Consider the following 15312-nt stretch of genomic DNA (forward strand, 5'->3'; position numbering starts at 1 on the left):
TTCGCTGCCGGCACCCTGGAGGTCCAGCCGGACGATGCACTCCCGCACGTACGCCAGTGGCACGAGCGCGTCAGCGCACGACCCAGCGCATCCGCGTGAGCGCACCCCATCCTCACCAACCACCACCCCAAGTAGGGCGGCTGCTCCAGGCAACCCACAACACCGGCGCCGCGACCAGGGAACTGTGGGGGGGGGGGGCCGGGACTCGGGCGTTGGGCGTGTTTCGGGGGGGGTGGGTTTGGTGGGCGGCCCCCGCCCCCAAACGTCCCTTGTCGCGGCGCCCGTGATGTCGGCTGCCTGGAGCAGCCGACCTACTTGGGGTGGTGGTTGGTGAGGATGGGGTGCGCTCACGCGGATGCGCTGGGTCGTGCGCTGACGCGCTCGTGCCACTGGCGTACGTGCGGGAGTGCATCGTCCGGCTGGACCTCCAGGGTGCCGGCAGCGAAGTCCACCGTCACCAGCGCGGTGATGTCCGCGATGGAGAACGTGTCCCCGGCGACGAACGGCTGCTCGGCGAGGCGGGCATCCATATCGGCGAGGAAGTGGCGGTACCGCTGCGTGCCGCGCTCCACCAGTGCCTCGATCTGCGGTACGGGATGCGGGCCGGGCAGGGCGCGGTCGCGAAAGCCCGGCAGGCGGTTTCGGAAGGCCTCCATCACGGCGAGGTAGCCCTCGAACTCCACCCACCGGTCCCACGCCCGGATAATGCCGCGGGAGCGGGCGTCCGTGCCGGTCAGCGACGGTTCCGGGTAAAGTGTCTCGAAGTAGGCGCAGATGGCGTTGCTGTCACCGATGCACGTGCCGTCGTCGAGTTCCAGCACGGGGACCGTGCCCTGCGGATTGAGGCGCAGGAAGTCGTCGCCGAGCTGCTCGCCGGCGCGCAGGTCCACCTCGTGCATCTCGACGTCCAGCCCCTTTTCCGCTAGGTAGACGTGTACGCGGCGCGGGCTCGGGGCACCGTGGAAGGTGTGCAGCGTCGTCATTGCCGATCTCTCCTCGAATCGCTGTCCTCTGCGCTACGATAGTCCGGTCACTGTCGAGTGCAATACCCTCCCCACCCGCCTCTCTTCGTATCCTTGCCCCGATCCGGCTGCCGGCGTTGCCATGGCGTACGGCAATCTCGCCTTAAAGGCGCTGTCACCTGCCTTGCCTACGCTGATTCGCTCCTGGACAGCACGGGAGCACAGGAATGTCGAGTTTCAACGATCAGCGTATCAGCCGTCGTGACTTCATCCGCCGGGCCCTGAGCACTGGGGGTGCCGTGGCCGGGAGCGTGGCGCTGCCCGGTATGTTGATGCCGCGGCGTGCGCCTGCCGTGGTCAAGGCATCGCGCCCGATGCTGCCCTACGGTGTGGGCAGCGGTGACGTGGTGGGGGATCGCGCCATGATCTGGAGCCGTAGCGACCGCCCGGCACGGATGATGGTCGAGTACGCCACGACGAAGAGTTTCCGGGATGCGCGCCGCGTGGTCGGCCCGGCGGCGCTGGCGGATACGGACTTCACCGCGCGGGTCGATCTCTCCGGGCTGCCGGCGGGGGAGGACGTCTTCTATCGCGTACGGTTCCAGGACCTCGCCGATGAGCGGACCCTGAGCGAGCCGGTGATCGGGCATTTCCGCACGGCCTCGCAGGTGCCCCGGGACGTGACGTTCGTGTGGTCCGGCGACTGTGCCGGCCAGGGCTGGGGCATCAACGAGGAGTGGGGCGGCATGCGGATCTTCGAGACCATGCGCCGGTCCAGTCCCGATTTCTTCATCCACAGCGGCGACAGCATCTACGCGGACGGGCCCATCAAGCCGGAGGTCCGTCTCGCCGACGGCAGCATCTGGAAGAACGTCACCACGGAGGCGAAGTCCCACGTCGCCGAGACGCTGGCGGACTTCCGCGGTGCCCACGCCTACAACCGCCTCGACCACAATGTCCGCGCCTTCGGGGCGGAGGTGCCGATGCTCGTGCAGTGGGACGACCACGAGACCCACAACAACTGGTACCCCCAGCAGCGCCTCGGTGACGAGCGCTACACCGAGCGCAGCGCCGCGCTGCTGTCGGCCCGGGCCCGGCGTGCGTTCCTGGAGTATCACCCCATCCGCATGCCCGCCGGCGATCCGGAGCGCATCTACCGGCACATCCCCTACGGCCCGACCCTGGACGTGTTCATGCTGGACATGCGCAGCTATCGCGGGCCCAACGGCGCCAACGATCAGGCCAGCGAAGGGGCGGAGACGGCCTTTCTCGGCGACGCCCAGCTCGCCTGGATCAAACGCTCGCTGCTCGCCTCCCGGGCCACCTGGAAGGTGATCGGCGCCGATATGCCGCTGGGCCTGGTGGTGCGGGCCGGCGAGGACGTTTACGAAGCCGTGGCCAACGGTGATGACGGCCCCGCGCGGGGGCGGGAGCTGGAGATCGCGGAGCTGCTGCGCTTCATCAAGCACAACGACATCCGCAACGTCGTGTGGCTGACGGCGGACGTGCACTACACGGCCGCGCACCACTATCACCCCGATCGCGCGCGCTTCAAGGACTTCGCCCCGTTCTGGGAGTTCGTTTCCGGGCCCCTGAACGCCGGCACGTACGGGCCCAACGAGCTCGACGACACGTTCGGCCCGGAGGTGACCTTCGTGAAGGCCCCGCCGGAGGGGAAGTCCAACCTGCCGCCGAGCGCCGGTATGCAGTTCTTCGGCGAGGTGCATATCGCCGGGGACACGGGCGTGATGAGCGTGCGGCTCAAGGACGTCGCCGGGGATACGCTCCACACGGTGACGCTGGAGCCGGCGTAACGGCAGCGGGGACGCGAGCCGGGTGCGGCACGGCGATGGCGCCGAAGCCGATGTGGACGTGTCTGCGCATGGTCGCCCCAGGGCGGCCATCCTGGCTTTGCCGTGCCTGTGTGGCGCTGGCAGAACGCGCACATCGGGGTTGCGAGGTCGGTCGCGCAAGGCAGTGGGCGTTGCCGGCACTGCAGGACGGGATGTTGGCTGCCAGGAGCAGCCAACCTACAACACCGGTTCCCTTCACCGGCGTGCCGTAAGGGGGACTGTCGGCAAACCCGGTAACCCCGCAGCTCCCGAAGGTCGGCTGCTCCTGGCAGCCGACATCCGTTCCATATAGGCCGTGGACCGGTCGTTTGCAGGCAACCCGCGGGACACCCCCGTGGAGAGCGCGGCGCTGGTCGCGCGGGGGCGCTTGTAGGTTGGCTGCTCCTGGCAGCCAACATTACTGCCATATCGGCCGTTCGTGTAATCGGGCACCGCAGGCGGTCGATGCGTGGCGCCGGTTTGCAGCAACGATCGATCCCGTTGTTGCACCGAGGCGTGCGAGGCGGTAGGAGTCCGGGGTCATGACGGCGCTATCATCAGGGCACGGTATCTCCCGCTGGACGGGCGAGTTCGTCAATCGTCGCCAGGAGTGGCGGTATCGGCGTTATGTCCGTGATACCACGGCGACGCAGAAGGTAGGTCGTGCGCCGCCGGTCTGCGAGGTCTCGAGCGGTGGTGCCGGGGCTGTCGCACACGGCCTTCGGCCGTGCACGACCTACCCGAGATCCCCGGCGGTGTACCGGCGCGCCGTTTCCGGTCGGTCGGTTGCCTTCGGCAGCAGTGGTAGGTCGTGCGCCGAAGGCGTGCGACGTGTCCGCCGGAGCATTGGGTGGGCCGGTACACACATCCACCTCCGGGATGTCAGTCGCAGGTCGGTTGCCCGGAGGCAACCGACAAGCAGTCCTCGTGGAGAGGGAGGCGGTTGATCCCGTTGTTGCACCGAGGCGTGCGAGGCGGTAGGAGTCCGGGGTCATGACGGCGCTATCATCAGGGCACGGTATCTCCCGCTGGACGGGCGAGTTCGTCAATCGTCACCAGGAGTGGCGGTATCGGCGTTATGTCCGTGATACCACGGTGACGCAGAAGGTAGGTCGTGCGCCGCCGGTCTGCGAGGTCTCGAGCGGTCGTGCCGGGGCTGTCGCACACGGCCTTCGGCCGTGCACGACCTACCCGAGATCGCCGGCGGTGTACCGGCGCGCCGTTTCCGGTCGGTCGGTTGCCTTCGGCAGCAATGGTAGGTCGTGCGCCGAAGGCGTGCGACGTGTCCGCCGGAGCATTGGGTGGGCCGGTACACACATCCACCTCCGGGATGTCAGCCGCAGGTCGGTTGCTCGGAGGCAGCCGACAAGCAGTCCTCGTGGAGAGCGAGGCGGTTGATCCCGTTGTTGCACCGATGTGTGCGACACGGTAGAAGTCCGAAATCATGACGGGGTTATCATCGCGGCACGGTATTTCCCGGTGGACGGGCGAGTTCGTCAACCGTCGCCAGGAGTGGCGGTATCGGCGCTACGTTCGTGACTCGGCGGCGCGGCAGCTTCGTGCCGCGTTGCTCGTGGCGGCGGCGCTGTTTCTCTCCTTCGGCCTGTCGGATTATGCCCTCATCGGCATCGGTCCCGCCTTCTACATCCTGGTGTCCCTGCGGGTCATCGTTGTGGTTTCCGCTCTGGCGCTGGCCTGGGCGGTGAGTCGACGGCCGGCGCGGGTTGATAACGCACTCCCCGTCAACGCCGTGTGGGTTGTGGCGCTGACGGTGGTGATCCTGATCGTGCCGTTGCGCCCGGAAACGCTCAACACGCAGATCCCGGCGGTAATGGTCGTGGTGATCACGATCTATCTGTTCATCCCCAATCGTATCCCGTTCATGATTGCTCAGAGCGTCTACCTCGGGGTGGGGTTCCTCCTCGCCGTCATGATCTGGGCGCCGCACCAAGAGCGGCTGCTGGCGACGATGACGCTGCTGCTGGTTTTCGTGAACACGGTGGGTCTGTTCACCGCTCTGCGGCTGGGCCGGCTGCGCCGGGAGCAGTTCGCGCTGCTGCGGGACGAACGTCTCACGAATCTGCGACTGCAACGCGAGGTCGCCGAGCGTCAGCGGCTGCAGGAGCGCTTCGAGCGACTTGCGCGGGAAGACGAGCTGACCGGCCTGTGCTCGCGCCGGCGTTTCTTCGAGCTGGCCGCCGAAGTGCTGCGCGATCGCCGGCGTGGTGACGGCGACACGGCGGTGTGCATGATCGATGTCGACCACTTCAAGGCGATCAACGACCGCTACGGCCATGCGGCGGGGGACGCCGCACTCGTGGCTTTCGGGAGCCGGTGTGCCAACGTGCTCCGCGAGCCGGATATCATCGCCCGTCTCGGTGGCGAGGAGTTCGTGGTGCTGCTGCCGCAGACGGACCTGGACGGCGCCCGGGACGTGGCGGAGCGGCTCCGCGAGGCGATCGCGGGCGAACCGGTGGCCAGCCCCGCCGGGCCGCTCCCGCTTACTGCCACTCTCGGCGTCTCCCTCGTGCATCCCGGTGAGAGCGACATCGAGCCTGCCCTCAACCGCGCGGACGCGGCCCTCTACGAAGGCAAGGCGGCGGGGCGTGACCGGGTGGTGTTCTCGGACGCTGCCGGGAAGCCGGGCACGCCGTTCTACGCCGACCGCTGAATCCCGCTGCCGGAGTCCCGCGATGCGCCGCTCTCTGCGGGGAACCGTGTCGTTCTGAATACGGGGGTCTGCACGTCGCCGAGGCCGCCTGTCCCGGGAGCGGCCTCGCGCGCGCGTGTGGTAATCTGTATCGGTAGAAAGCTATCCGTCCGGGCGCTGGTGGCGCCGGCGGTGCCCGTCTTACCTATCGAAAGGACTCGACTTCCCGATGAGCCGTTATCGCCAGAATGCTGCGCTCGCCCGCGAGGACCACTATCCCGTCGCTTCCGCCCTGCAGCCCGGTGATGACGAGATAAGCCTCCTCGATCTTGCACTGGTGCTTTACCGGCGCCGCTGGCTGATGGCCGCCATTCTCGCCACCATCGTGGCGTTGACTGCCCTCTATGCCGCCCTGCGCACGCCGGCCTATACCTACACCACCGTGCTGGAGGTCGGCAGTTACCTGAGGGGGCCGGCCGGGGAACGGAACCGCGTGCCGGTAGCGGCTTCACCCACGGTGAGGGAGCGTCTTCAGCAGGCCATCGTGCCGGTGGTGCGGGGCCGGCAGTCCGGGGCGGAGCGGGGTGCCCCGAAGGTCGCGGTTTCGGGCAGGGTGGCCGCCTCCGATGCCGCGCCGGTGTTCGTGCTCCGAAGCGAGGCCGCAGAGGCCGATGCCAGGCGGATTCAGGCACTGCATCAGGGCGTCGTGGACCGACTGATCGCCGATCATCGCAAGCGTCTCGGTACGGTCCGCACGGACAGATCCCTCGCCGTGGACCGGGCGCGGGCGCGCCTCGCGCACCTGCAGGCAGACGCCACGCGGCGTGCGCGGACCCAGCCGAAGGTGGAGGCCGTGGCCTCGGCGGCGCGTGCGGTGGTCCATCGGGTGCGCGTCTTCCACACCGAGCGGGTCAGGCGCGCAAAGGCCCTCGAGCAGGCGCGGCTGAAGATCGACGGCCTGGGCGACGAGCGTCGACTGCTGCAGGCACGTCAGGCCCGGCTCGAAGACCGCGAGGCGCTGGCGGACGAGCAGCTCGACGGTGCACGCCGGATTCTCGATCGGCTTGCGCAGAGCCGGGCGCGTGTCGTTGATCGCTCCGGTTCGCCGGCCGATGCCATGGCGCTGCTGACCATCGACAGTCGTATCGCCGGAATGCGCAAGCGCGTGGACACCCTGTCCGAACGGCTGCGAGTGACCCTGCCGGATCGTCGCGACGAGCTCGCCAATGCGTTGGAGAATAATGCCCGGGCCCGGAAACGGGCCGCCGGGGATCTCGCAAAGCTGGAGCGTGAACACGAGCAGGCCGCGACGGACTATCAACGGGAACTCGCCGGACTGCGTGCAGCGCTGGACCGCGCCCGCACGGCGCTGATGAGCGAGCGCGAGGCCCACCGCGAGGCGGTGGCGGACGCGTCTCGTGCCGTGCGTGCCGCGGAGAACGAGGCGGATACGATCGTGCCGACGGATGCCGCCTTCGTGGCCCAGCGCAGTGCCTCCCCGATCGGCCCCGGTGCGGTCACCATACTGGCACTGGGCGGTGCCCTTGGGACCATGATGGCCCTGTTCGGCGCCTTTCTTGCGGAGTTTGTCGGGCGGGCCCGACACCTCCTTCGCTGATGGTCGATAATCCGGGTGTGCGCCGCCGGCGTGTGTCGTTCTCGTGCTATAGAGTGTGAGTTCGATCACGCTGTGATGTTAAATTGCGCATCCTGAGCCGGGGCGTTCCACGGCCTGTGGTATCGTCCCGCTCCGCTGGACCTCTGCCCGCAACATCACCCGGAAGCCGCGATACCCATGAGCGACCACCCACCCCGCACCGTCGCCCCAGGTTCCGATGGAACGAGCTGGCCTGCCTACCCGGACGATGAGATCAGTCTACTGGACCTGTGGGCCGTACTGGTGCGCCGCCGGCTCTGGCTATTCGGCATCGCAGCCCTGGTGGTGCTCGTGACTGTGGCGTATGCGCTGCTGCGCACGCCGGTATTCGAGTATCGCGCCCTGGTCGAGATCGCCTCCCAGGACGATGGCACCACGCCTGTCGAGAAGCCGTCGGCCGTCGCCGCCCGGTTCAACGATATCTATATCCCCCAGGCGACGTCCGCCTGGAGCGAGGCGCACCCGGACAGCCCCGAGCCGGGGGTGGAGGCGGGCGTGGCCGGCGATGCGGACCTCGTACGCCTCAGCGGTAAGGGGGCGCAGGTCCTCAGCGATGCCTATGCGAGTGTCATGAAGGACGCGGTGGGGCGGTTGACGGAGGACCACGCGCCGATCACGGAACGGCTGCGCAACCGGCTGCGCCAGCAGCAGTCGCGTGCCGAGCGGCGGCTGGCCACGGCGCGTGATTCGGTGACAGAGATCGTCGAGCGTCGAAAGATGCTGGACGGGCGCACGGCCCGTCTCACCCAGGAGATCGATACCCTGCAGCAGGCCCTGGGAGAGCTGGAAGCAGTGCGTCCGGACGGGATTGCCGACTCCCCCGATGCCGTGAGTGCGGTGCGGCGGCTGCTGGACAACGAGGTCGCCTTCAAACGTCAGCGCCTCGATGACCTGCGCACGGAGCTGAATACGGACCTGCCCCGGCGCCGTGACGAGCTGAACGACCGGCTCGATACGGCCCGCAACGAGGTCGAGTCCCGGGAGGAGGAGGTCGCGCTGCTGGCCGACCGGCTTGCGGCCATTACGGGTACCCGGCTGGCGGCGGCACCGCGCCGTTCCGACCGTCCTCAGGGGCCGTCGTCCGCGGTGATCGTCGCACTGGGGGCCGTGCTGGGGCTGATGCTCGGCGTTTTCGCGGCCTTTGGGGCCGAGTTCGTCAGCCGGGCGAATGCCCATATGCGGGAGACCTGATGTCGGTGTGCGGCGGCCGTCCGGCGCCGGAAGGGCGCATATCCCCCTTGAATGAGGGAGAATGCGATATGAGGTGTGACGCGGCATGACGTGTGTTACGCATGAGGCGGAACCGACATGAAGCGCTGGTATGTCGTTCACTGCAAGCCCCGAGAGGATGCGCGCGCGCAGGCGCATCTGCGCAATCAGGACTTCGAGGTATTCCGCCCGGTCACGCGGATCAGGCGCCGCCGTGCGGGCGGGATGACCTGGTGCACGGAATCGCTGTTTCCGCGCTACCTGTTCGTCCGCCTGGACGATGTCGACGAGTGCTGGGCGCCGATCCGCTCGACCCGGGGCGTTGCCGGGCTTGTTCGCTGGGGTGATCACGTCCCGCCCGTGCCCGATCCGGTCATCGACGGGCTGCGGGCGCGTTGCGACGAGCACGGTGCCATCGATCCCGCCGCCGCGGGCGGGGATTTCCGGCCGGACGAGCGTGTGCGCGTGGAGTCCGGGCCCTTTGCCGGTTTCGAGGCGGTGTTCCAGGCCCGCAGCGGTGAGGAGCGGGTGATCGTGCTCCTCGAGTTCATGCGCCGTGTCCGGCGTGTCACGGTGCCGGAGCAGGCCGTCAGCCGGTTCTGATCGCGTCACATGAGCCTGGAACCGTCCACCCTTCAGTACCTGACTGTCGCCCTTCTCGCCCTTGCCGGGGCGAGCGGGGTGATTGCCCTGCTTCGACCGTACGCCGAACGCGTTGGCCTGATCGATCGTCCGGGCGGGCGCAAGCGGCACGCCGCCGCGGTGCCGCTGATTGGCGGTATCGGCGTGTTCGGCGGGTTCCTGCTCGCCTCGGCGGCGGCCCCCGTGCCGCTGGCACCAAGGAGCGCGTTGTTCGCGGCTATGGCGTTGCTGCTGCTCGGCGGGGTGCTCGACGACATCCGGGACATGCGGAGTACGAGCAAGCTCTTCCTCCAGGCGGTCGCCGCTGCGGTAGTGGTGGCCTCCGGTGACAAGGTCGTGCGTCATCTCGGCGGGTTTCCCCTGGCCGGTGAATTCGGACTGGAGGCCTGGGCGGCGCCGGTGACCATTTTCGCCCTCGTCGGACTGGTCAACGCCACCAACATGCTGGACGGGCTGGACGGGCTCGTGGGCGGGGTGGTGTTCGTGATGCTCGGCTGGCTGCTGTTCGTGGCCGGTCTTCAGAATGACGGCGCGCTGTCACTGGTGATCGCGGCGCTCATGGGCGGTGTGGCCGGCTTCCTCGCGTTCAATATGCGTTTCCCGTGGCGCGGGCGCGCCAGTGTGTTCCTCGGGGATGCCGGCAGCATGAGCCTTGGCCTCGCGGTGGGGTGGATCGTCATCGAGCTCTCCCAGGCGCGGGAACCCGTGCTCCCGCCCGTGGCCTACGGCTGGGTCCTGGCCCTGCCGGTGGTGGACACGGTCAGCCTGATGATCCGGCGGTTGTGCAAGGGGCAGAGCCCCTTCGCCGCCGACCGGGAACACCTGCACCATATCTTTCTGCGCGCCGGCTACACCCCCGGGCAGACGAGTCTGTGCCTGATCCTGATCGCCGTGGTGCTCGGGGCCGTCGGCGTCCTCGGCGGACTGGCGGGGATGCCGGACTGGCTGCTGCTTGTCGGTCTTATGGCGGTGGTCGTGCTTCATTACGTCTTCATCCGCCATGCGTGGTACACGATGCGGGCGCTACGCCGGCTCCACGCGGGCTGGGAAGGGGGGCATGGTCCCTTCGGCAGCGTCGGGGCCGCGCGGGTGATCATGCAGCCGCCGGTGAACGGCTGGCGTCGCTCCATTGCGCTATTCGGTATCTATCTCGCGATCTTCTGCCTCCCGTTCTCCACCGCCGGGATGAACCTGGGTATCGGGCTCGTGCTGGTTGCCACGGCCATGGCGCTGCCGGCCTTCTGGCGGGATGCCCGCCGGCTGGTGCTCACGTGGCTGGTGTTCGCGCTCACCGGTTATATCGTCGCGCGCGCCGTCATCGGCGATGCGCCTGCGGATGGTACGCCGTCGTGGGACCACCTCATCCGGGTGACCGGGCTGGTCAGTCTGCCGGTGGGCTGGTGGCTGGCCGGGGCGCGCACGCAGTGGGTGTGGATGCTCATGTCGCTCGTGGCCGGCGGCGGGGTGGCGTTCGTCGCCCAGGCGAACTGGGGCAAGCTCAATGCCGGCGTGCTCAGCGATCCGGCAGCCTGGGGGTCGGCGTCGACTTCCGGCTTCCTGGGGGCGGTGATACTGATGCTGCTCCTCGGCGGGATGATCGCCGCCGTCCACCGGCTGGGCCGTGGCTGGCGACCGGTATTCACCCTCGCCGTATGCGTGGCGCTCAGCGTGCCGGTGATCATCGTGCTCGTGGGCTCGCGCTACACCACGGGCTGGGTGGGGGCCATGGCGGGGGCGCTGGTGATCGGCGCCGGCGCCATCGCCTACGGCGTGGATCGCCGTCAGTGGCTGGGGCTGGCCGGCGGGGCCTTCATGTTCCTGGTGGTCGGACTGGGGGCCTGGGAGGTGGTGATCACCGGCAGCGGCCCGTGGCGGGACGATCTGGCCGAGCCGATTCAGGCCGCGGCGCTGTATCTCGGCGGCGAAGTGGAGCAGGCGCGGGCACTGGATCCCTCCACGGGTCGGCGGCTGCAGTTGTGGCAGGGCGCGGTGGAGCGTATCGCCGAGCGCCCGGTGTTCGGCTGGTCGCGTATGTCGCCGCGCCAGTTCGACGGACCGCTGTCGGCGTTCCGGGAATACAACACGCTATACGGCGCGGTGGCGGTCGGCTTCGGCCTCGTCGGAATGGCGTTGTTCGCGGCCGTGGTCGTCGGCGTGCTCTATCAGTTTGTTGCACTGGCGCGGGACCGGATATGGCCGACGTCGTGGGTCCTGGCCATGCTCGGGGCCAATGCGGCGGTGCTGGTGATGCTGGGGCTGGCGATACAGATCGACGATACATCGAGCCGCACCGTCATCGTCCTGCTCATGGCCGCGGGCGCGGCGGCAGCCTTTCAGCGGCAGTGGATCCATCGGGGGTGACGCCGCCGGGCGACCGGCGGCGCACCCTCTCCCCAGCCCCTCTCCCGTGAAGGGAGAGGGGCCCGCGGTGTTGCAGGTTGGTTGCTCCCGGCGACCAACATCCCGCCTGGTAGCACCGGGAATGTCGGCTGCCCGGAGCAGCCGACCTACGGGAGTTGTGGGGTTGCCGGTTTTGCCGGTGGGAACCCTTTACGGGATGCCCGTGAAGGAGACCAGTGTTGTAGGTTGGCTGCTCCTGGCAGCCAACATCCCGCCTGGGTTGCCGGTGCGCCCCGCCTACAGGTACTTCTGGTAGGTCAGGAAGCGTTCGTCCAGGGTCCAGCCGGCGTCTTCGTAGCAGGCCTGGCCGGCGGTGTTGATGCGCTCCGTGCGCAGGAAGAGCTTGGCGGCGCCGGTCTCGCGGCCGAGGCGCTCGACGCGCTGCATCATCGCGCGGGCGACGCCGCGGCGGCGGGCGGCCGGGTCGACGTAGAGGTCGTTGAACAGCCACATGGTGCCCAGGTCCACCGAGGAGAAGGTGGGGTAGAGCTGGGCGAAGGCGAGGAGGGTGCCGTTGTCGTCGGCGACGAATACCCGTGAGTCGCCGTTGCTCAGGCGCTCCTTCATGTAGGTCCGCGCGCCTTCCGGATCACTCTCGCGGCGGTAGAACACGCGGTAGTCGTCGAACAGGGCGGCCACTGCATCGAGGTCGTCGATGGTGGCGTCGCGGATGGTGGGTTCGGTCATTCGGGATTCCTCCTGCGGGTATGGTGTCGGTGGCCGTGGGGCGCACCCTCTCCCCAACCCCTCTCCCGTGAAGGGAGAGGGGCCCGGAGGGCGGGGCGTGCATGGCCGTGGGCCAGGTGCGACTTCCAGCGGCAGTGGGTCGGCGGGCGCACCCGCTCCCCAACTCCTCTCCCGTGAAGGGAGAGGGGCCCGGAGGGCGGGGCGTGCATGGCCGTGGGCCGTGTGTGATTTCCAGCGGCAGTGGGTCGGCGGGCGCACCCGCTCCCGAACTCCTCTCCCGTGAAGGGAGAGGGGCCCGGAGGGTAGGTCGTGCACGGCTGGAAGCCGTGTGCGACGTCCCGCAACCGGCCCGGTGGACCTACGTCGCGGTCTCACGGACCGCCTCGTAGAGGACGGCGGCGCCCCGGGCGGCATCGTCCGGGGTGATGTTCTCGGCCTCGTTGTGGCTGATGCCGCCCTCGCAGGGCACGAAGATCATGGCCGTGGGGCAGACCTTCGCGACGTAGACGGCGTCATGGCCGGCGCCGGAGACGATGTCCATGGCCGGGATGCCCAGCGCCTTCGCGCTGTCACGGACGCGGTCCACGAGCGCCGGGTCGAAGGGCGTGGCGGGGAAGTGCCAGAACTCCCTGAGATCGAGCGCCAGGCCCGCGTCCCGTGCGATGGTCGCGGCCTCGTCGCGCAGGCGTCGGTCCAGGGTGTCCAGGGTGGCGTCGTCCGGGTGGCGCAGGTCCGCGGTGAGGAACACCTCGCCGGGGATGACGTTGCGCGAATGGGGGCTGACGTCGAGGATGCCCACGGTGGAGCAGGCGTCCTCGCCGCCCTCCAGGCCGATGCGGTGGACGAGCTCGACGATGCGTGCGGCCCCTACGAGCGCGTCACGGCGCAGGCGCATGGGCGTGGGGCCGGCATGGGCGGACTGGCCGGTGAGGGTGAGCTCGTACCAGCGCTGGCCCTGGGCGCCGGTGACGACGCCGAGGGGGCACCGGGTGTCCTCCAGCACGGGGCCTTGCTCGATGTGGAGCTCGAAGTAGGCCGCCTTGGGCGTCTGCGCGTGGTCCGCCGGGGTGTCGCCGTTCCAGCCCAGCCGGTCCAGCTCGTCGCCGAGGCGGGCGCCGTCCTGGCCGACGGTGGCGCGCACGGCCGCCGCGTCGAACGCGCCGGACCACACGCCGGAGCCCATCATCGGCGGGGAGAAGCGCGCGCCCTCCTCGTTCATCCACACGACCAGCTCCAGCGGGTGGCGGGTGGTGATGCCGTGGTCGTCGAGCGCGCGGAGGACCTCCATGCCCGCGAGCACGCCGAGCACGCCGTCGAAACGCCCGCCGTTGGGCTGGGTGTCCAGGTGGCTGCCCATGACCACCGGGGGCAGCGTGTCGTCGCTACCCGGCCGGCGGATCCACAGGTTGCCGATGGCGTCCGTGGTCATGGTGCAGCCGGCGTCCCCGGCCCACCCGGCGAGCAGGTTCCGGCCGTCCCGGTCCAGGTCGGTGAGGGCGAGCCGGCAGCTGCCGCCGTTGGCGGTGGCACCGATACGCGCCATCGCCATCAGCATGTCCCACAGGCGCTCGCCGTCGGTGGGGTAGGCGGTACTCATGCGTCGGCCCCCCGCGGGGTCCGGGCCCGCTGCGCGCGCAGGTGGCGGAGGTCCTCCGGGATCTCCCAGTTCTGGCCCGGGATCGCGGCGAGCAGCTCCTGGGTGTAGGGGTGCTGCGGGTTGGAGAACACCTCCTTGGACGTGCCCACCTCCACGATCCGCCCGGTCTGCATGACCGCGATGGTGTCGCTCACCTGGGCGGCGACGCGCAGGTCATGGGTGATGAACATCATCGCGAGCCCCAGTCGGTGGCGGATGTCGTCGAGCAGGTCGAGCACCTGGGTCTGCACGGAGACGTCCAGCGCGGAGACCGGCTCGTCGGCTACCAGCAGCTCGGGGTCCAGCGCCAGGGCACGGGCGATGGAGATGCGCTGGCGCTGCCCGCCGGAGAATTCGTGGGGGAAGCGCTCCGCCGCGGAGGCGTCCAGGCCCACGAGCTCCAGCAGCTCCCGTGCCCGGGCGTAGGCCTCGCTGCGGGGCGTGCCGAAGGCGAGCGGCCCCTGGGCGACGATGCGCCCGACCTTGTAGCGCGGGTTGAGCGAGGCGTACGGGTCCTGGAAAACCATCTGGATGCGCTGGCGGAAGGGATGGAAGGCGCGGCGGCCGAGGCGGTTGAGGTCCGTGCCGTCGAACACGATCTGGCCGCCGTCCGCCCGGTGCAGGCCGAGCAGGCAGCGCCCCAGGGTGGACTTGCCCGAGCCGGATTCGCCCACGATACCCACGGTCTCGCCCGGGTGGATGGTCAGCGAGACGTCGTCCGCCGCCACCAGCTCGCGGCCCCGGCGCAGGAAGCCGCTGCCGAGCGAGAACACCTTGCGCACGTTCTGCGCGTCGAGCAGGGGATCGCCCTCGCGGTTGAAGGCGTCGCGGTGCTCGATGTAGTGGGGCACGGCGGCGATCAGCTCGCGGGTGTAGGGGTGTTGCGGGCGGTTGAGGACCTCGTCGGCGGTGCCGATCTCCACGCACCGGCCCTCCTGCATGACGGCCACCCGGTCGGCGATCTCGGCGACCACGCCGAAGTCATGGGTGATGAACATCACCGCCATGCCGAGCTCGCGCTGCATCCGCTGGATGAGCTCCAGGATCTGCTTCTGGGTGGTCACGTCGAGCGCGGTGGTGGGCTCGTCGGCGATCAGCAGCCGCGGCTCCAGGGCCAGGGCCATGGCGATCATCACGCGCTGGCGCTGGCCGCCGGAGAGCCGGAAGGGATAGCTGCGGCGCAGCGACTCCGGCTCCGGCAGGCCGACGGCGGTGAGCAGCTCGACCACGCGCTCGCGGCGGCGGGCGGCGTCCATTTCCGCGTGGGCGCGCAGCGCCTCGTCGATCTGCTCGCCCACCCGCATCAGCGGGTTGAGGGCGGTCATGGGCTCCTGGAAGATCATGCCCACGTCGCTGCCGCGCATCGCGCGCTGCTCCGCCTCGCTGCGGGTGAACACGTCCCGGCCGTTGAGGATGGCCTCGCCGTCGGCGACCTTCACGTGGGGCGCGGGGAGCAGGCCCATGATGGCGTGGGCGGTCATGGACTTGCCCGAGCCGGACTCGCCGACGATGCACAGCAGCTCGTTCTCGGCGATGGTGAAGTTGACGTCCTCCACCGCATGGGCGCGCTCGGCGCCCTCGGGGAGGCTGATGGTCAGCCCCCGCACGTCCAGGACGACGTTGTCGGTCTCGCTCAT

10 protein-coding genes are annotated in these 15312 nt (G+C 69.3%); 6 read left to right on the plus strand and 4 right to left on the minus strand.

Annotated elements, in window-relative coordinates; genetic code table 11:
* Nucleotides 1-347: 347 nt before the first annotated feature.
* Nucleotides 348-983 (minus strand): glutathione S-transferase family protein, encoded by a 636-nt coding sequence (locus ACEZHJ_RS01705; protein ID WP_163143165.1) that lies wholly within the window; start codon nt 981-983, stop codon nt 348-350.
* Between the two features lie 206 nt (nt 984-1189).
* Here ACEZHJ_RS01705 and ACEZHJ_RS01710 point away from each other — a divergent pair, with 206 nt between their 5' ends.
* The 6 genes from ACEZHJ_RS01710 (at nt 1190) to ACEZHJ_RS01735 (ending at nt 11313) form a co-directional block, all read left to right on the plus strand.
* Complete coding sequence (locus tag ACEZHJ_RS01710; RefSeq protein WP_375036165.1) at nt 1190-2776, plus strand: alkaline phosphatase; 1587 nt, start codon at nt 1190-1192, stop codon at nt 2774-2776.
* Between the two features lie 1462 nt (nt 2777-4238).
* Complete coding sequence (locus ACEZHJ_RS01715) at nt 4239-5465, plus strand: GGDEF domain-containing protein (RefSeq protein WP_163141181.1); 1227 nt, start codon at nt 4239-4241, stop codon at nt 5463-5465.
* Between the two features lie 208 nt (nt 5466-5673).
* Nucleotides 5674-7062 (plus strand): Wzz/FepE/Etk N-terminal domain-containing protein, encoded by a 1389-nt coding sequence (locus ACEZHJ_RS01720; RefSeq protein WP_163141184.1) that lies wholly within the window; start codon nt 5674-5676, stop codon nt 7060-7062.
* Nucleotides 7063-7239: 177 nt separating this feature from the next.
* The gene (locus ACEZHJ_RS01725; protein ID WP_163141186.1) at nt 7240-8292 is read left to right on the plus strand and encodes a Wzz/FepE/Etk N-terminal domain-containing protein; all 1053 of its coding nucleotides are present in this window, start codon (nt 7240-7242) and stop codon (nt 8290-8292) included.
* A 117-nt stretch (nt 8293-8409) separates the two neighbouring features.
* Nucleotides 8410-8913 carry a transcription/translation regulatory transformer protein RfaH gene (gene rfaH, locus ACEZHJ_RS01730; protein ID WP_163141189.1) on the plus strand — a complete coding sequence of 168 codons (504 nt, stop codon included), beginning with the start codon at nt 8410-8412 and terminating at the stop codon, nt 8911-8913.
* A 9-nt stretch (nt 8914-8922) separates the two neighbouring features.
* Nucleotides 8923-11313, plus strand: coding sequence for an MraY family glycosyltransferase (locus ACEZHJ_RS01735; RefSeq protein ID WP_163141192.1), 2391 nt, complete (start codon nt 8923-8925; stop codon nt 11311-11313).
* 276 nt (nt 11314-11589) lie between these two features.
* Here ACEZHJ_RS01735 and ACEZHJ_RS01740 read toward each other — a convergent pair whose 3' ends face one another.
* The 3 genes from ACEZHJ_RS01740 to ACEZHJ_RS01750 form a co-directional block, all read right to left on the minus strand.
* On the minus strand, nt 11590-12039 hold the full coding sequence (locus ACEZHJ_RS01740) for a GNAT family N-acetyltransferase (protein ID WP_163144355.1): 450 nt from the start codon (nt 12037-12039) through the stop codon (nt 11590-11592).
* A 358-nt stretch (nt 12040-12397) separates the two neighbouring features.
* On the minus strand, nt 12398-13636 hold the full coding sequence (locus ACEZHJ_RS01745) for a Zn-dependent hydrolase (protein WP_163141708.1): 1239 nt from the start codon (nt 13634-13636) through the stop codon (nt 12398-12400).
* Nucleotides 13633-15312: an ABC transporter ATP-binding protein gene (locus ACEZHJ_RS01750; RefSeq protein WP_375036166.1), complete on the minus strand. Its 1680-nt coding sequence runs from the start codon at nt 15310-15312 to the stop codon at nt 13633-13635. Before ACEZHJ_RS01750 ends, ACEZHJ_RS01745 begins: the two co-directional genes overlap by 4 nt.

The sequence above is a fragment of the Arhodomonas sp. KWT2 genome (assembly GCF_041949875.1).
Classification (GTDB): domain Bacteria; phylum Pseudomonadota; class Gammaproteobacteria; order Nitrococcales; family Nitrococcaceae; genus Arhodomonas; species Arhodomonas aquaeolei.